Source organism: Pedobacter sp. AC464 (genome assembly GCF_979253075.1).
Genome location: NZ_CEEDBV010000001.1, coordinates 131,170 through 150,949 on the forward strand (window position 1 = coordinate 131,170; position 19,780 = coordinate 150,949).

The following is a 19,780-nucleotide window of genomic DNA, read 5'->3' on the forward strand; positions in this document are numbered from 1 at the left end:
AATTGTTTATTAACACCTTTTATTAAACAGACAATTTATGGTTATTCGCGAATGAAAAACACAAAGTGTAGCAAATGGGAAATTATCACATCATCCCGATACTGAAATAATTATGAGGCCGATTTTAACCATTTTCTTATTTTTAAGTCTTACGATTAGCGCCTTTGCGCAACAAAAGTTACAGGCCTTCAGCTTAACTGAGGTTAGCCTTGGTCCGGGGCTTTTCAAAAATGCCCAGCAAACCGACTTAAAATACATACTGGAACTTAATCCAGACAGGCTATTGGCGCCATATTTACGCGAAGCCGGTTTAAAGGCCAAGGCAGAATCATACGGTAACTGGGAAAATACCGGACTGGATGGGCATATGGCCGGCCATTACCTCTCGGCGCTGTCATTTATGTACGCTGCAACAAAAAATGCGGAAATTAAGGGCAGGCTTGATTACATGATTTCGGAATTAAAACGGTGTCAGACGGCAAATGGTGATGGATATGTATCTGGCATTCCCGGCGGCAAAAAGATGTGGACTGAAATCAAAGCTGGCAATATCAGGGCTTCCTCATTTTCTTTGAATGATAAATGGGTGCCGCTCTACAACATCCATAAAATTTTTTCGGGCCTGTACGATGCTTATGCTGTTGCAGGCAATATGCAGGCAAAAGCGATTTTAATTGGCTTAACGGATTGGTGTTTAAATCTGGTTTCAACATTATCGGACGAGCAAATACAGCAAATGCTTAAAAGTGAACACGGTGGCTTAAACGAGGTTTTTGCAAATGTTTATTCCATAACCGGTAACAAGAAGTACCTTGTACTGGCTCGGCAATTTTCGGATAAAACCCTTTTAAAGCCATTGTTGAACAAAACAGACGCTTTAAATGGTCTGCATGCTAATACTCAAATTCCGAAAGTTATCGGTTACGAACAAATAGGAATTGCAGGGAAGGATAAAACCATGCAAGACGCCGCCGACTTTTTTTGGAATACCGTGGTTAATAATAGAACTGTCTTCATTGGCGGCAATAGCGTTCGCGAACATTTCAATCCTTCTGATGATTTTTCATCGATGATAGAATCAAGGGAAGGGCCGGAAACCTGCAACTCTTATAATATGTTGAAGCTGACAAAGCAGCTTTTTCTTTCACAGCCCTCATCAAAATATATCGATTATTATGAGCAAACTCTGTATAATCATATTTTAAGCTCCCAAAATCCCGAAGGCGGATTTGTATATTTTACACCGATTAGGCCTGGGCATTATAGAACTTATTCGCGTGCACAGGAGAGCTTTTGGTGTTGTGTAGGCTCAGGTATTGAAAACCATGGCAAATATGGCGAGTTAATTTACAGTCATAATGCAAACGATATTTTTGTGAACTTATTCGTACCGTCTGTTTTGAACTGGAAACAAAAGGGCGTTTCAATCATTCAGGAAACAAATTTCCCAACTCAGGAAACCACAAGCTTAACACTAAAGCTCAAAAAAAATAGCCGTTTCAATATTCATTTCCGCAAACCTGCGTGGGTAGTTAACAATGAAATGAAGATTTATGTAAATCGTAAACTTCAACTTGCTGCCAATGATGACTCGGGATATATAAAACTAAATAGATTGTGGAAAACCGGAGATGTTATCAAGCTTGAATTACCTATGCAAACAAAAGCCAATTTCCTGCCTGATGGCTCTGATTGGGTCGCTTTTACCCGCGGGCCTATTGTTTTGGCGGCAGAACTTGATACGTTAAGCGAACCGAATTTATTTGCAGACGGTAGCAGAATGGGGCATATTGCCAGTGGTGCACTACTGCCTTTAAATGAAGCGCCACTCCTTGTTGGCAATAAGACTAAGCTGGCTCAAAATTTACACCCCGAACAGTCAAAAAATATTAATTTCAGTGCTTCAACGCTAATCTATCAACCAAAATATAAAAACCTAAAACTGGTTCCGTTTTATACGCTTAATGAAAAACGATACGTAATTTATTGGCCTTACACGGACTTTGCGCATTTACCGGAGCGGATAGCAAGCATGAATTTGTATGAAAAGGAGAAAATCAAACTGGAGCTTGCAACGGTCGATTTGATTAACACTGGCGAGCAGCAACCGGAAACAGACCATGGCTTTAAAGGTGAGCAAACCGATAACGGCACGTTCCACGAGCGCCACTTTAGGAATGGTAAAAGCTGGTTTAGTTATCGCCTTAAAGATAAAGATTTAGTAGCCACAAAACTATCATTAACACTTCATGGCAATGAACGGAATAAAACATTTTCAATCTTTATTAATGATAAACTTTTGCAAAAAGTTAACATTGATGGAACCAGTGGAAACGATTTTTATGTTTCGGAAATTAATATCCCGAAAACATTATTAGCTGTTGAAATGGAACTGAAGTTTGTAGCGGCGTCAAATTCTACAATTCCAAACATCTATGAGATAAGGTTGCTAAAGTAGCCATAACGTTTTAATACAATAATTATCGGCCCGCAAGACTTAAACCTCGTTCTAGATTTATTAAATCGCCCCCCTTTTAATATGAGTTTCCCCCCTAAACAAATAGTGAGATTTTCGGTACTTCGACTAACCAAATATATCAACTTGATAACCGAAAATTATAAGTGCCACTTCGCCCTGGGTTTTTTGCTATGTCTTTCATTATTTAATGTTTGTTCGCTTAGTGCACAAACGCCAAGTACCAGCACCATTTCGACAAATGGTTGGTCTAAGAATTCAGTAAATGCCGTTATTTTTCGTAAAAACTCGCTGGTTACTTTCGAAAATTTTCAATACGCCGCGTATTATGATGCCGGGCAGTTTGTTGTTTTAGCGAAGCGAAAAACCGGTTCTAACATTTGGCAAGTAAAACAAACACAATACAAAGGCGATGCAACCGATGCGCATAAATCGATCAGTATAATTGTTGACGGCGCTGGCTTTGTGCATGTGGCCTGGGGGCAGCATAACAACAATTTAAACTATGCAAAGGGACTTGCGCCGGCATCGTTACAGCTTGGAGAAAAGTCGGAAATGGTTTCAAGCAAGGAAAACAAGGTTAGCTACCCCGAATTTTATAAGCTTCCGGATGGAGATTTGCTTTTCTTTTACCGCGACGGCGGCTCTGGTAATGGTAATTTGATGATCAATCGTTACAGTACAAAAAGCAAAACCTGGAAACGCATTCAGGATGGCATGATTGATGGCGAGGGCAAACGAAATGCCTATTGGCAGGTCGCTATTGACAAGGCTGGTGCAATTCATTTGTCGTGGGTTTGGCGGGAAAGCCCTGATGTAGCCAGCAACCACGACCTTTGCTATGCGAAATCTTTAGACGGTGGCCTTACCTGGCAAAAATCTACAGGAGAAAAGTATCGTCTTCCAATTGTTGAAGCCAATGCCGAATACGCCTTAAAAATTCCGCAGAAAAGTGAGTTGATAAACCAGACTTCGATGTACGCCGATGCCGAGGGTAAAGTTTTTATTGCCGGTTATTGGCGAGACTTGCCGAGCGAAATTCCCCAATATCATATCGTTTTTAACAACGGAAATGGCTGGAAGGTGAATGCGTTGACTTTCAGAAAAACTGCATTTAGCTTAAGCGGTGGTGGCACGAAGAAAATTCCGATTTCCAGGCCGCAGATTATCGTTTGGCCCAATGGTAAGCAATATGCTGCCGGAATTATATTCAGAGATGAGGAACGTGGCAGCAAAGCTTCAATCGCGATAAATAAAAATATTGCAGGAAATAATTGGGAGATAGAAGATTTAACCCATAAAAGCGTAGGCGATTGGGAACCAAGCTACGATACAGCGCTTTGGAAAGATAAAAAAATACTAAACCTTTATTTGCAAAATGTAATACAGGTAGATGGCGAGGGAAAAGCCGAATCAAAACCGACAGCAGTTAAGGTTTTGCAATGGGTACCAAAATTTAAAAAGTAGCATGAAAAACTTCAAGATAAAAACGCAGCTTATAATCATAGCTTGTTTGTGCATTTGCATGGGCTTGTTTTCAACAAAACTTATTGCGCAAACAATTAAATCGGCTACACAAAAAAATGCAGGTTATTTGTTTGTGTATTTTACCGGTAACGATAAAAAAGAGGAAGCGATTCATTATGCGTTAAGTAGAAACGGATACAGTTTTAATGCACTAAACAATGATGAACCAATAATTTCCTCGCAAAAAATAAGCTCAACAGGAGGTGTTCGCGATCCGCACATTTTGCGTGGCGCTGATGGAAAAACTTTTTATATGGTCGTTACCGATATGGTTTCGGCGAAAGGCTGGGATTCTAACCGGGCTATGGTTTTGTTAAAGTCGAAAGATTTAATAAACTGGTCTTCATCCGTTGTCAATATTCAAAATCGGTTTCCGGGTAATGAAACGCTGCTACGTGTTTGGGCTCCACAAACTATTTACGATAATGAAAAAAAGAAGTATATGGTTTACTGGTCTATGAAACATGGCACGGCGCCTGATAAAATATATTACGCCTACGCCAATGCCGATTTTACAGATTTGGAAACTGAACCCAAACAGTTGTTTTTTAGTCCTACAAACGGCTCTTGCATCGATGGAGATATCATATACCATAACGGAAAATACAATTTGTTTTTTAAAACCGAAGGCAATGGAAACGGTATAAAAAAGGCGGTATCTAATAAGTTAACGGAGGGCTATAAACTGGAAGATAAATACCTGCAGCAAACCACAGAAGCTGTAGAAGGGGCAGGAGTATTTAAGTTAAATAACAGTGATGACTATATCCTGATGTACGATGTTTACATGAAAGGGAAATATCAGTTTACGCGAAGCAAGGACTTGGAAAACTTTAAAGTAGTAGACCAGGACGTTTCAATGGACTTTCATCCAAGGCATGGAACGGTTTTACCTATAACACAAGCTGAAATGGAACGATTGGTAGCGAAGTGGTACAGTGCAGAATCTGTTTTGAAATCTGCCAAGTCTAAATTCATCAAACAGCATAATATTGTTTTAGAAAGCAACACCAAAACACTTTTCCTTCCGGTTGAATATGGTACAAACTTGAAAGCCTTCGACCCGGAATTTGCGGATTATCCTGGTGTGATGATTGCGCCAAAAGGTAAGCTGGATTTTTCTGGAGGACCTAAAAAAATAACCGTTACGGTTGCTGGCAAACAGCCGGTTGCCTACAATGTAGATGTAAAAGTAAATAACAATCCTGTTTTGAAAGGTTACTACGCCGACCCGGAAATATTATTCTCCAACAAAACCAAAAAATACTATCTGTACCCAACAAGCGATGGCTTTACGGGCTGGAGCGGTAATTATTTCAAAAGTTTTTCGTCAACTGATTTAGTAAACTGGAAGGATGAAGGGATAATACTCGATTTGCCAAAAGATGTAAGCTGGGCTAAGAGAAATGCATGGGCGCCAACTATTGCAGAGAAGAGGTTAAGCGGAGAATATAAATATTTCTATTATTTCACAGCGGCGCAGAAGGTTGGTGTTGCTGTCGCAGATAATCCACAAGGGCCATTTAAAGATAGCGGGAAGGCGCTAATCGCTACAAAACCTTTAGGCGTTAAAGGCGGACAAGAGATAGATCCGGATGTTTTTACTGATCCGAAAACAGGTAAAAGTTATTTGTATTGGGGAAATGGCTACATGGCGGTTGCACCGTTGAATCCGGATATGATTTCAATTGATACAAATTTGATAAAAGTGATTACACCCGGTAAAGATTTTAGAGAAGGTACCGAGGTGTTCTATCGAAACGGTAAATATTATTTTTTGTGGTCTGAAGATGATACACGAAGCGAAAACTATCGGGTAAAGTATGGCACATCAGATTCGCCTACAGGAAAAATAGCTGTTTCCGAAAATAATTTGATTCTGGCAAAAGATGCGCAACATGGTATTTACGGAACGGGACACAACAGCGTAATCCAAATTCCCGGAAAGGATGAATGGTATATTGTTTACCATCGCTTTACACGGCCAAAAGGCATAACCATGGGCGATGCTGCTGGCTACAACCGTGAAGTTTGCATCGATAAGCTGGAATTTGACGCCGATGGAAACATCAAAAAAGTGACACCAACCTTAAAGGGAATAAAACCTGTTAAATAATGAGAAAGCAAATCTATTTTAGTTTCCTGATGGTATTTTTTATAACAGGAACGGTGAATGCACAAAAATTGCCCTTAAAAAAAGACGTTCTGGGCATCATCAACAAAGCGAATACATATTGGCAAACAAACAATAAGCCGCAGGTTCGGTCTTTTTGGGACAATGCTGCATACCATACCGGAAATATGGAGGTTGTCGCCCTCACGAAGAACGAAAGCTATCTCAAATATTCAGAAGATTGGGCAAGTCATAATCAGTGGATGGGTGCAAAATCTACGAATAAAAGTGAGTGGAAATACAAGTATGGAGAAACTGACGACCACGTTTTGTTCGGCGATTGGCAGATATGTTTTCAAACTTATATCGATTTGTACCATTTAAAACCTGAAGCCTATAAAATTGCCCGGGCTAAAGAGGTTATGGAGTTTGAAATGAGTACCAGCCAAAACGATTATTGGTGGTGGGCAGATGGTTTGTATATGGTGATGCCTGTTATGACAAAACTTTATAAAACAACCGGCAATCAAAAATATCTCGATAAGCTTTATGATTATTTTAGCTATGCCAATAGCATTATGTACGATAGCGAAGCAAAACTGTATTATCGCGACGCAAAATATGTGTATCCGCAACACAAGAGTGTAAATGGCAAAAAGGATTTTTGGGCCAGGGGCGATGGTTGGGTTTTCGCCGGCTTGGCGAAAGTGCTTAAAGACCTCCCAAAAAGTGATAAACACAGAAACGAATACATTGCGAAATTTAAAGGTATGGCAGAGGCCATACACAAAAGCCAGCAACCAGAAGGCTACTGGACCCGAAGTATGCTTGATGCGGACCATGCACCCGGACCCGAAACCAGCGGAACAGCATTTTTTACTTATGGTATACTCTGGGGAATTAATAACGGATATTTAAGTAAGAAAACCTATTTCCCGGCTGCGCTAAAAGGCTGGGTTTATTTAACAAAAACAGCCTTGCAGGAAACTGGTAAAGTGGGTTATGTGCAGCCGATTGGAGAAAAAGCAATTCCGGGGCAGATTGTAGATGCAAACTCAACCGCAAATTTTGGCGTGGGTGCTTTTCTTTTGGCCAACTGCGAAATGTACAGATACTTAAAAAAGTAAAGAAAGATTATCGATATGAAAATTATAATTAAAAAGCTTTTATTATGCCTTGTTACCATTGCTGTCGCTTCATCAGCTTTCGGGCAGAAGAAGAAAACAAATAAACAGCCCGCTGCAGTAAGCGACAGGCAGTTTTGGCTTCAGCAAATGGACAAAATGGTAAAGCCTGTTTTGTATAATCTGGCAAAAGATAGCTTGAGAATAAATATGCCTCAGGTTACTTCTATCCATATAGATAATAAAGAACACCGCATTAAAGTACAATATGTTGAGGTTTTAGGCAGGGTTTTAAGTGGAATTGCGCCATGGTTACAACTTGAAGGTGGCGATGCTGCTGAAGTGGCTTTAAGAAAGCAATACCGAGCATGGGTTATTCAGGGATTGAAAAACTCATTGGATTCAAATGCCAAAGATTTCATGAATTACGATATTGGGGGACAACAGCTCGTTGATGCATCATATGTAGCGCTGGCATTTATTCGTGCGCCTTGGCTTTGGGAAAATCTCGATAAGAAAAATCAGGAATTGATGATGAAATCTATTGTGACTACCCGGAGATTTAAGCCCGTTTTTTCTAACTGGTTGCTATTTTCTGCAATGAATGAAGCTTTCCTTGCCAAGTTTGGCTACGCCTGGGATCCGATGCGTGTTGATTACGCTTTGCAGCAAATGGAGCAATGGTATGTGGGCGATGGTATGTACAAAGATGGCAGCACTTACGCATTCGACTATTACAACAGCTATGTAATTCATCCTTATCTGGCCACCATTTCGAGCATCATCGGCAGCAAGGTTAGAGATTACAACAGCATGTTCGAAAAGGTGAAGAAAAGGAATGAGCGCTATGCCATTATTCAGGAACGTTTAATAAATACAGATGGAACTTACCCGGCCACAGGGCGCTCAATTGTTTATCGTGGCGGCGCTTTTCATCATTTGGCAGATATGGCTTTTAGAAAGGCTTTGCCAAAACAATTAAGTCCGGAGCAGGTGCGCTGCGCTCTAACCGCAGTGATTAGAAAAACGTTAGAAAGCCCGACAACTTACAAAAATGGCTGGCTAACCATCGGCTTATATGGTTCGCAACCCGATTTAGGAGATTTTTATAACAATCAGGGTAGCCCATACATTTGCACCAATATTTTCCTGCCTTTGGGCTTACCCTCAACTGATGCATTTTGGGCTAATCCGGCAGCTAAGTGGAGTTCGCAAAGAATATGGGCAGGAGAAGATTTCCCTAACGACCATAGTGCAGATTTGAGGTAAGTGTTTGGTTTTTTTTAGCCAACCAACCGCGACATTTTTTGCTTTAAAAAAATAAACGTACATTTTACGTTTAATTGGATTGAGGATTTATTGAATTCGCCTGAAATAAGGTTTTTTGAGCAATTTGTAAGAATTTAACCCCTATTAATTACCGTATTACCCCTCACGCCGAAGGCTGATTTTGTAGTTAATTTGTTTAAACCAAATATATATAGATGAAAACTACAAGAAGCTTTGAGCAAACAGCTCGTTTAAGCCATGATGTTTTTGAAAAATAGACTTTCAAAAACTTTTTTTACAAGCCAAATTAATTACTCAATAACTAACTAACCAAATCATCATTATGCAAAAAAATTTACTTTCACCACTTAGGTGTGTGCTTGCCTTACTGGTCATATTTCTGCTGGCAGAAATAACGCCAATGAGTGCTTTTGCTCAAACAGGAACTACAGAAGTTTCCGGCACCGTACTCGATGCGAAGGGCCTTCCAATTCCCGGTGCAACAATTAAGAATCAAACTACTGCCAAAGTTGCTGTTTCTGATGGCAACGGCCGTTACAAAATTGCCGCCGTTAAAGGCGAAACCCTTGTTTACACGTTTATTGGCTATACCGGTAAATCAGTTTTAGTTGGTAATGAGATGCAGGTTAATGTAAACCTTATCGAAGCGCCGGATAAAACACTTAACGATGTTGTTGTTATCGGTTACGGTACACAAAAACGTTCGGATGTTACGGGTTCTGTAGTTTCAGTACCAAAGGCAAGGTTGTCGCAACTACCGGTTACCAACGTTTTGCAATCTATTGAGGGTGCAGTGGCAGGGGTAAATGTTACAACAACTTCTTCAGTTCCGGGCAGCCAGCCCAGTGCGTTAATTAGAGGGCAAAATTCAATTACCGCAGGTAGCGGCCCATACGTTGTTGTAGATGGTGTGCCACTGAGTAAAACAGGTGGTTCGTTAAATGACATTAATCCGAATGATATTGCATCTGTTGAAGTGTTAAAAGACGCAAGTGCAACCGCAATTTATGGTACAAACGGTTCAAACGGTGTTATTTTAATTACAACAAAACGAGGTACGGCGGGTAAGCCAGTGATTCGCTATAGCGGTTATGCCGGTATAGATAACCTTGCGCATATTCTGGAGCCAAGAAGCGGCGCCGAATACGTACAGAAATACGCAGATTTTCTTAAGCAAACCGGGCAGGTGCAACAAAGACCTGTACCAAACATTGGTGAGCTACCAGCTTACAATGCCGGCACAACAACCGATTGGGTTAAAGAAGCAACACAACAGGGTGTAATTCAGGATCATAACGTTGGTATTTCAGGTGGTTCTCAAGATGTTAAATATTTTATCTCTGGCGATTACCTAAACCAAAAGGGCGTAATTAAAGGCTATAATTTTAAACGTATTGGTTTACGTTCTAACCTTGATGTTAACGTAACAAGTTTCTTAACCGTTGGTACTTCGTTATTTTTAACCAGCAACAATTATGATGGTGGCCGGGCAAACTTATTGTTCGCAACAGCGATGAGTCCTTACGGTCAGGAGTATAATGCAAACGGAACGTATGCAATTTACCCGATGAACCCGGAGCAGTTATACACCAACCCATTACTTGGGTTAACAACTACGCAGATTAGCAGAACCACAAATATCAATGGAAACGGCTATGCGGAAGTTAAGTTTCCTGGCGCTTTAACCGGCTTAAAATTCAGGTTAAATGCAGGCTATACTTACTTCCCCGAGAGAAGAGGAAGTTATATCGGGCGTTTGGCTAACGATTTAAATGGTACAGCAAGTAGTTTCAACGCATCTACAAACAGCTACACCATCGAAAACATCTTAACATATTCTAAAGACATTAAAAAACACCATTTCGATTTTACGGCTTTGTACAGTGCGCAGGAACGTAAATACAATTCTACCACAGCTGGTGCAGTTGGTTTTGTAAATGATGAATTGGGACTTGATAATATTGGTGCCGGTGCAACCCAAACAAGTGGTTCTTACCGCGACAGATATGGCTTGAATTCGCAAATGGGCCGTTTATTCTATTCATACGACAGTAAATATCTCCTTACTTTAACCGCACGTAGAGATGGTTCATCTGTTTTTGGGGCAAATACAACCAAATACGGTGTGTTCCCTTCCGCGGCAGTTGGCTGGAATATCATCAACGAAGATTTTATGAAAAACTCTAAAGTTTTCAGCAATCTGAAACTGAGGTTATCTTACGGTAAAACTGGTAACGAGGCAGTTGGCGTTTATAATACCATTACTACAGATGGTTCTGTACGCTATCCTTTTAACGGGATAAGTACAATTGGTGTTGTTCCAAACAACCTGGGCAATATTTCCTTACAATGGGAAACCACCAAAACGGCCAATATTGGGTTAGACTTTGGTATTCTTAATAACAGAATTACTGGCTCTATTGAAGCTTATCAGAATAAAACCAGCGGTTTGCTTTTAAACAGAAGTTTACCAATTATTACAGGATACTCAAGGGTATTAGAAAATATCGGTAAAACAACTAACAAAGGTTTAGAAGTTAGCATCAACACGCAAAACTTTACCGGCAAGGATTTCCGTTGGGAAACGGCCATCGTTTTTGCAACCAATAAAAATAAAATCACCGATTTATATGGTGACGGGAAAGATGATTTAGGAAACAGATGGTTTCTGGGAAAACCGATTCGTGTAATCTATGATTATCAAATGACTGGTGTTTGGCAAACCGGGGAAGATGTTTCCAAGCAAGACCCAACAGCGAGACCAGGTAGCTTAAAATTTGCGGATTTAAATGGCGACGGTAGAATTACAGCAGATGACAGGACCATTTTAGGCCAGATAGATCCAAAATGGACGGGTGGTTTAACCAATACGTTCCATTACAAAAATGTTAACCTGAGTGTTTTTATACAAACGGCCCAGGGCATGACGAAAAACAACCAGGATTTAACCTATGGTGATGAAACAGGCAGAAGGAATACACCAGCCGAAATAGGGTATTGGACTGCAGAAAACATGAGCCAGACAAGGCCTGCATTATCATACAACAATACACTTGGCTACGGCTACGCATCTGATGCCAGTTACACGAGAATTAAAGACGTTACTTTAAGCTACGTATTCAGTCAGAGCCTATTGGATAAACTTCACCTTGGCGGCGTAACGGTTTATGCCAGTGGCCGTAATTTGTACACTTTTACCAACTGGATAGGTTGGGATCCTGAAAATAATTATTCTTCAAGAGGTTCAGGCGATTGGACAAACAATTATCCTTTAACCAGAACTTTCGTATTGGGTTTAAATGTTTCATTACGTTAATTTACAATCATCATGAAAAAATATATAACCATAATTGCATCATTATCAGTGCTGTTTGTTGCATTTTCATCCTGCAAAAAAGCATTTTTAGATGAGAAGCCTTTTTCATCATATACGCCACTTACGCTAACAGATTCACTTGGATTTGAAGCATCATTAATTGGCTTGTACAACCACACGAGTACTCTATTTACCTGGTCTGATCAGCAAGGCTGGCCAAGCGTTTGGCAGGTTGGTACTGATGTTGCAAATGCAACGAATAACCAGCAAGGTGTCGAAATTCCATATTACAACTATGCAACGCTAACACCAACAGATAATGGCGCTGCACGTACCTGGAATAGAAATTACATCATGATTAATTTAACCAACATAATTGTAGATGGAATTGAGAACCCAAGCGTTACCACAATAAGCACAAAGGGTAAAAGCCTTGTAAATGCCGAAGCAAAATTTTTCAGAGCATACGCATACAACAATCTGGCAACTTTATTTGGTGGCGTACCTTTAATCACCCGTGCATTAACCGGTCCGAAAACGGATTTTGTTCGTGCTCCAATAGCCGATGTAAATAATTTTATCGTTGCCGACTTACAATATGCAGTAGCAAATTTGCCTGATATCGAAGCCGTTAAAACAAATTCGAAAGGTAAAATGTATGCCAGGGCAAATAAATTTATGGCGATGCAACTGTTAGCTGAAGTTTATCTGAGAATTGGCAAACCTGATTTAGCAGAACAACAGGCGCAGGCTATCATTAGCAGCGGAAAATTTAGTTTAATCAAAAACCGTTACGGCGTAAAAACAAGTCAGGCAGGCGATTATTATTCTGATATGTTCCAGTATGGCAATCAAAGAAGAGCGCAGGGCAATACCGAAGCCATTTGGGTATTAGAACAGGAAAACCCAGCAAGTGTTGTTGGTGGAATCAGCGATAGTCCTCAACAGAGAAGGGTATTCGGCGCTGCTTATTATAACATTGCCGGTATGGCTTTAGCCGATTCGTTGGGCGGTCGCTCAATTGGCAGATTGCGTTTAAGTAATTGGGTTCTGTACGGTTTGTACAAAGGAAATGACATTCGTAATTCGCAATACAACATCCGCAGAAGGTATTATTATAACGATCCAAATCCTACTTACGCAGCAAGATTCGGTAAGCAGGTTCCTTTTACTGGTCCTGATACCTTAATTAACATTTGCCCGAGTACAACAAAATGGGGCGCTTTTGATCCAAACGATACCTTTGGTTATGCAATGATAAAGGATTTCATCCTGATGCGTTTAGGAGAAACTTATCTATTACTTGCAGAAGCACAGGTTGCGCAGGGTAAAACGAGCGATGCAGCCACAACCATTAACGTGTTAAGAACCAGAGCGAACGCTGCACAGGTTACTGCCGCCGAAATGACGAAAGACTTTATTTTAGATGAGAGAGCCAGGGAATTAATTGGCGAAGAAAACAGGAGAATGACCTTGATGCGAACCGGAACCCTTGTAGAACGTGCACTTCGTTTAAACTCGAATGATGCCTCGAAACCGATTACCGGCTTAACATCAAAGGCTTTATTGTTGCCAATTCCATTAAGCGAAATACAGTTGAATAAAGATGCTGTATTAACTCAAAACCCTGGTTATTAGTAAATATTTTGGTTAGTTTTTCGGGTCGTCTTCGGATGGCCCGATTATTTTATTTCCACCTTTGTGACTTGTCGTTTATTTATTACCCTATATTAAGGCTTATATGTTCCATCGTTTTTCCTTTGTCATCAGTTTCGTGTTTTTCACGTTAATAGCAAAAAACCAGGTTTTTTCTCAGGAAACTTATCAGGATTTCAATCCCGGCAAAATCTGGAAAGATAACAACGGTGTTCATATTAACGCACATGGCGGCGGTATTGTGTACAGCAAAGGTTTATACTATTGGTTCGGCGAGCATAAAATCGAAGGTGAGAAAGGAAACACCGCACAAGTCGGTGTTCATTGCTATTCATCGAAAGATTTATACAACTGGAAAGATGAAGGTATTGCGCTTAAAGTCTCCGATGATTTAAAAAGTGACATTGCGAAGGGTTGTATTTTGGAACGGCCTAAAGTTGTATACAACAAAAAAACAAAGAAGTTTGTAATGTGGTTTCATTTGGAGCTTTTAGGCAAAGGTTACGAAGCTGCCCGAGCAGGTGTAGCTACCGCCGATAATGCCACAGGACCTTATACTTTTGTAAAAAGCTATCGCCCAAATGCAGACAAGCTTCCGTTTTACACAGCACAAACACCAGAAAGCGAAAAAGTGAATTGCGCCAAGCCAGCTAACAAAAGTGATGGCTTTTTCTGCCGCGATTTACCGGGCGGGCAAATGGCCAGAGACATGACTGTTTTTGTTGATGACGATGGTAAAGCCTACCATATTTTTTCATCAGAAGAAAATTTTACCCTGCATTTGGCAGAGATGACGCCAGATTATTTAGGCCACACCGGAAAATTTATCAGAATCTACGTAGGCCAGCAAACGGAGGCACCGGCGATGTTTAAAAAGGAGGGGATTTATTATATGGTTGGCTCTGGTTGTACCGGATGGGCGCCAAATCCGGCGAGGTGGTTTAAAGCGAATTCTATTTTTGGCCCTTGGACATATATGGGCAACCCTTGCGTAGGCCCTGGCGCTGATAAAACTTTTGGCGGCCAGAGTACTTACATCCTTCCCGCTCCGGGCAAAAAAGATGCCTTCATCTTCATGGCCGATAAATGGGAGCCTAAAAACGCAATTGATGGCCGCTATTTATGGCTGCTGATACAATTTGATGATAATAAAATAAAAATTGAATGGTCAGACAAATGGAACCTTGGCGTCTTCAAATAGAATTTAAAGAAAAGAATAACTGAGAATACAGCTGCAATTGCGGAAGTATTTGTTAGTAGAGGTTTGCTCGCCCTAGTGTCAGCCTTTCATAAGTTCCAAACCTATTAAAAATGAGAAAGATACTTTTGTTTATACTGTGCTTTTATTGCTCGGTAAATGGTTTTAGTCAGCAAGTAAAGCAAAGCTTTGAACTTGGTCAAAACGAGTTTTTGCTTGATGGTAAGCCATTTCAAATCATTTCCGGAGAAATTCACTATCCGAGAGTGCCAAAAGAAGCATGGCGAGAAAGGATGAAAATGGCCAGGGCAATGGGCTTAAATACAATTGGCACATATGTTTTCTGGAATTTGCACGAACCTCAAAAAGGAAAATTCGATTTTTCGGGCAATAACGACATTGCTGAGTTTGTAAAAATTGCGAAAGAGGAAGGTTTGTGGGTAATTTTAAGGCCGAGCCCTTATGTTTGCGCTGAATGGGAATTTGGCGGGTACCCATACTGGTTGCAAACGGAAAAAGGTTTGGTTGTTCGCAGCAAAGAGTCGCAATACTTAAATGAATACAAAAAATACATAAACGAGGTTGGCAAGCAGCTTGCTCCGTTGCAGGTTAACCATGGCGGCAATGTACTTATGGTTCAGGTTGAGAACGAATATGGCTCTTACGCGGCCGATAAGGACTATTTAGACATTAACAGAAAAATGTTTGTTGAGGCAGGTTTTGATGGGCTTTTATATACCTGCGACCCTGAACCAGATATTAAAAACGGTTATTTGCCAGGCTTGCTTCCGGCTATTAATGGTCAGGATGATCCGGAACGTGTAAAAGCAATGATCAATAAACATCACGAAGGAAAAGGGCCTTACTTTATCGCTGAGTGGTATCCCGCATGGTTCGATTGGTGGGGAGCACCGCACCATACCGTCACTGCAGAACAATACACTGGCAAATTAGACGCTGTTTTGGCCGCTGGTATATCCATAAATATGTACATGTTTCATGGCGGTACAACAAGGGGTTTCATGAACGGCGCAAATTATAAAGATGTTTCCCCATACGAACCCCAAATCAGCAGTTATGACTACGATGCACCACTTGATGAAGCTGGGAATGCCACCGGGAAGTTCAGACAATTCCGGGCAGTGATTGAGAAACATCTACCAAAAGGAGAAATTTTACCTTCAATACCAGCTCCAAAGCCTACAATTTCAATCAAGCCTTTTAAGCTGATAAGCAAGTTAAATCTGTTTAATGTGCTTCCTGCTGCGGTAAATAATGAGAAGCCTTTAACTTTTGAAGACCTAAAACAAGATTATGGTTACGTGCTTTACAGAACGAAAATATCTGGCGGCAGAAAGGGTTTACTGCAGGTAAAACAATTACGCGACTTTGCTTTGGTTTTCATCAATCAAAAACGTGTTGGCGTTTTGGATAGAAGAGTACTTTTGGATAGCCTGACATTGGATTTGCCGAAAGGGGAGGTTACGCTCGACATCTTTGTAGAAAATATGGGGAGAATCAACTATGGAAAATACCTGCTCGAAAACAAGAAAGGTATAACCGAAAAAGTAATCTTCGCGGGGAAAGAAATCAAGAACTGGCAAATGTTCGGTTTTCCCTTCAACAACATTTCAGCAATTGCTTCGAAAAAAGCACTTGTAAACGCTCCTGAAGCACCATCTATCAGTAAAGGCATATTTAATCTGCAAAAAGTTGGCGATACCTATTTAGACATGACGGAGTGGGGCAAAGGTATTGTGTGGGTGAATGGCCATAACCTTGGTAAATATTGGGCCATCGGGCCGCAACAAACACTTTATGTGCCTAAAGAATGGTTAAACGTTGGCAAAAATGAAATAGCTGTTTTTGAACTGTTAAAGCCCGGGCAGGAAATCATCACAGCAATCGATAAACCTATCCTTAATAAATTGTCGAAATAAACGGTTTGGTAATGAAGTTGAAAATGCTTTTTCTGATTTCTTTGTGCTTAACGCTCAATACATTTTTGGTTTCAGCTCAAAAATATCAAAAGGAGGGTTTCAAATTGGTTTGGGCCGATGAATTTGAACAAGACGGCGTACCAGACGCTAAAAACTGGACCCATGAACTAGGTTTTGTGCGAAATGAAGAATTGCAATGGTATCAACCTGAAAATGCTTTTTGCAAAAACGGATTCCTCATTATCGAGGCCCGTAAAAAACAAAAGCTTAATCCTTTATACGAGGAGGGAAGTGGCAACTGGCGAAAGAAAAATAAGTTTATTGAATATACCTCAGCATGCTTAATTACTAAGGGCTTACAGCATTTCCAATATGGGCGCTTCGAAATGAGGGGAAGAATAGATATTTCGGATGGTTTATGGCCGGCTTTCTGGACTTTAGGCGAAGGTGGCGCCTGGCCTGCCAATGGCGAAATAGATATTATGGAATATTATCGCGGCAAAATATTAGCGAATGTTGCCTCGCTCGGCGCCGGCAAAAAACCCAAATGGTTTAGCAAAACTAAATCAACTGATGAACTTGGCGGAAAGCATTGGGCATCGAAATTTCACATCTGGCGAATGGATTGGGATAATCAAGCCATTAGTTTGTACGTAGACGATATTCTTTTGAATAAAATCGCTTTGAATGAACTGAAAAATGAGGATGGCACCAATCCCTTTATGCAAAAGCACTATTTACTGCTCGATTTAGCTTTGGGAGGCTTAAATGGTGGGAGTTTAAATGATACAAAATTTCCAAATCAATTTGAAATAGATTATGTTAGGGTATATCAAAAAAAATAAAATGTGCACAAGGCTAACCATAATACTTTTACTTTTCACAATTTGCTCGTTTGCGCAAAAAAGAGAAGAACTTGTTGTTTCTGCAGATAAAAGCATCGCCGAAATTTCACCTTCAATGTGGGGGATTTTTTTTGAAGATATTAATTTCGCTGCAGATGGAGGCCTTTACGCAGAGTTAATTAAGAACCGTTCCTTCGAATTTGCGAATCCTTTAATGGGCTGGAATACAGAAGGCAAAGGCAAACTGCTCGTTATAAATGATGGATTACGCAATCCAAAAAATGCCCGTTATATCTCTATCGAGCCAGATGATGCAACCTTTTCTTTAACAAATGAAGGTTTTAGAGGAATTGGCCTGCACGAGAACGGCACTTACAAGTTATCGCTCCGCGGAAAGCTTGTTTCTGATAAACAACCTAAAATTGTGGTTCAACTTTTAGATACAACCAATAAAATTATCTCCGAAAGAGAATTAACTGGGTTAAAGCCAGAATGGGATACTTATTCGATAGTTTTGAAATCTTCTAAAACGATTCAAAAAGCTAAGTTCCGCCTGGTGTTTAGTGGTACTGGCCTGGTAAATTTAGACATGATTTCTCTTTTCCCAACAGATACCTGGAAAGGAAGGCCAAATGGCTTGAGGAAAGATTTGGTTCAAAAGCTTGCCGATTTAAAGCCAGGTTTTGTACGTTTTCCCGGTGGCTGTATTGTTGAAGGCCGGGACCTTGCTAACCGTTACCAGTGGAAAGAAACGGTCGGCAATCCTTTCGATAGAAAAGTAATGATTAACAGGTGGAATACGGAGTTTGATTACCGCCCGGCACCAGATTATTTTCAAACTTTTGGGCTTGGCTTCTACGAATACTTTCAACTTGCCGAAGATATAGGTGCGAAAGCATTGCCCATTTTAAATTGCGGAATGGCCTGTCAGTTTAATACTGCAGAGCTTGTTGCCAACACAGAACTCGACCCTTACATTCAGGATGCAGTTGATTTAATAGAGTTTGCCAATGGAGACACGACCACAAAATGGGGTAATCTCCGTGCTAAAATGGGTCACCCTAAACCTTTCAATTTGGATAGACTTGGGGTTGGGAATGAGCAATGGGGTCCACAATATATCGAAAAGTATAAGCTGTTCGAAGCCGTTTTGAAGGCCAAATACCCAAATGTAAAACTAATTGGAGCGGCCGGCCCTTACGCGGGTGGCGAGCTTTTTAATTTTGCCTGGGATAAGTTTAAGCTTACAAACGTCGATTTTATCGATGAACATTACTATATGGCGCCAGACTGGTTTTTGAAAAATGCTGGACGATATGATAACTACGACAGGAAAGGACCAAGAATTTTCGCCGGCGAATTTGCCGCCCATGATAAAGAAGGTAAGGCGCCTGAATCCAGAAATACTTGGTTTAGTGCATTAACGGAAGCTGCTTTTATGACCGGCTTGGAACGAAATGCAGACCTTGTTCAAATGTCGTCTTATGCGCCCTTACTTGCACACGTAGAAGCCTGGCAGTGGCGCCCTGATTTAATTTGGTTTGATAACTTAAACTCCGTTGCAACGCCTAACTACTGGGTGCAAAAAATGTATTCGAACTTCAAAGGCACGAATGTAGTAAGCATTTTAAAGGCCGGCAAAACCATTATCGGAAAGGATAGCCTCTATGCAAATGCAGTTGAAGATAAGGTGAAAAAGCAGTTGATTGTTAAGCTGGTTAACACATCCGCAGTTTCAAAAGAGTACGACTTGGTAATTAGTGGGGCAAAGGGAATGTCGAAAAAAGCAATTACATACACGCTTCAGAGTGATGTACTTTCGACGATGAACAGTCTGCAAAACCCGGATAATGTTATTCCAAAAACGTCGTCAATTGATGTGAAAAATGGCAAGGCGAATGTTAAAATGCCCAAGTTCAGCTTCATTGTGATTGTTGTTTCTAAAAAATAAATTGCTTAATATTTAAAGAATGACGTTATGGTAAGGATTGGGTTCAAAATGAAGTTGTTTGCTGGCTGTGAAGCTGAATATAAAAAACGCCATGACGAAATATGGCCGGAACTGGCATCACTTTTAACCGACACAGGGATTGCAGAATACTCAATTTTCCACGACAAATCTACAAACGACCTGTTCGCAGTTTTGAAGATTGCGGATCCAACGTTGTTGGCAAAATTGCCGGCGCAGCCTATAATGCAGAAATGGTGGACGTATATGGGCGATATTATGGAAAGCAATGCAGACAATTCGCCCATTTCCACACCGCTGGATGAACTATTCTACCTGCCATAGAG

12 protein-coding genes are annotated in these 19,780 nt (G+C 40.6%); all 12 read left to right on the forward strand.

Features of this window, described 5'->3' with window-relative positions; genetic code table 11:
• Positions 1-112: 112 nt before the first annotated feature.
• Positions 113-2,458, forward strand: a complete 2,346-nt coding sequence (locus tag AC0IWT_RS00555; RefSeq protein WP_471795521.1) for a beta-L-arabinofuranosidase domain-containing protein — start codon at positions 113-115, stop codon at positions 2,456-2,458.
• Positions 2,459-2,602: 144 nt separating this feature from the next.
• A complete protein-coding gene (locus tag AC0IWT_RS00560) occupies positions 2,603-3,943 on the forward strand; it encodes a BNR repeat-containing protein (RefSeq protein ID WP_471795522.1) in 1,341 nt (446 codons plus the stop codon).
• A gap of 1 nt (position 3,944) precedes the next feature.
• Entirely contained in the window at positions 3,945-6,119 is a 2,175-nt protein-coding gene (locus tag AC0IWT_RS00565) for a glycoside hydrolase family 43 protein (protein WP_471795523.1), read from the forward strand.
• Positions 6,119-7,243, forward strand: a complete 1,125-nt coding sequence (locus AC0IWT_RS00570; protein ID WP_471795524.1) for a glycoside hydrolase family 88/105 protein — start codon at positions 6,119-6,121, stop codon at positions 7,241-7,243. Before AC0IWT_RS00565 ends, AC0IWT_RS00570 begins: the two co-directional genes overlap by 1 nt.
• A gap of 15 nt (positions 7,244-7,258) precedes the next feature.
• Entirely contained in the window at positions 7,259-8,509 is a 1,251-nt protein-coding gene (locus tag AC0IWT_RS00575) for a DUF2264 domain-containing protein (protein ID WP_471795525.1), read from the forward strand.
• A gap of 343 nt (positions 8,510-8,852) precedes the next feature.
• Positions 8,853-11,846 carry a SusC/RagA family TonB-linked outer membrane protein gene (locus AC0IWT_RS00580; protein WP_471795526.1) on the forward strand — a complete coding sequence of 998 codons (2,994 nt, stop codon included), beginning with the start codon at positions 8,853-8,855 and terminating at the stop codon, positions 11,844-11,846.
• Positions 11,847-11,858: 12 nt separating this feature from the next.
• Positions 11,859-13,484 (forward strand): RagB/SusD family nutrient uptake outer membrane protein, encoded by a 1,626-nt coding sequence (locus AC0IWT_RS00585; protein ID WP_056870925.1) that lies wholly within the window; start codon positions 11,859-11,861, stop codon positions 13,482-13,484.
• Positions 13,485-13,587: 103 nt separating this feature from the next.
• A complete protein-coding gene (locus AC0IWT_RS00590; RefSeq protein ID WP_471795527.1) occupies positions 13,588-14,703 on the forward strand; it encodes a glycoside hydrolase family 43 protein in 1,116 nt (371 codons plus the stop codon).
• Between the two features lie 110 nt (positions 14,704-14,813).
• A complete protein-coding gene (locus AC0IWT_RS00595) occupies positions 14,814-16,640 on the forward strand; it encodes a glycoside hydrolase family 35 protein (RefSeq protein ID WP_471795528.1) in 1,827 nt (608 codons plus the stop codon).
• A gap of 11 nt (positions 16,641-16,651) precedes the next feature.
• Positions 16,652-17,485, forward strand: coding sequence for a glycoside hydrolase family 16 protein (locus tag AC0IWT_RS00600; protein WP_471795529.1), 834 nt, complete (start codon positions 16,652-16,654; stop codon positions 17,483-17,485).
• Position 17,486: 1 nt separating this feature from the next.
• The gene (locus AC0IWT_RS00605; RefSeq protein ID WP_471795530.1) at positions 17,487-19,436 is read left to right on the forward strand and encodes an alpha-L-arabinofuranosidase C-terminal domain-containing protein; all 1,950 of its coding nucleotides are present in this window, start codon (positions 17,487-17,489) and stop codon (positions 19,434-19,436) included.
• 27 nt (positions 19,437-19,463) lie between these two features.
• Positions 19,464-19,778, forward strand: coding sequence for an L-rhamnose mutarotase (gene rhaM / locus AC0IWT_RS00610; RefSeq protein ID WP_471795531.1), 315 nt, complete (start codon positions 19,464-19,466; stop codon positions 19,776-19,778).
• Positions 19,779-19,780: the final 2 nt, after the last annotated feature.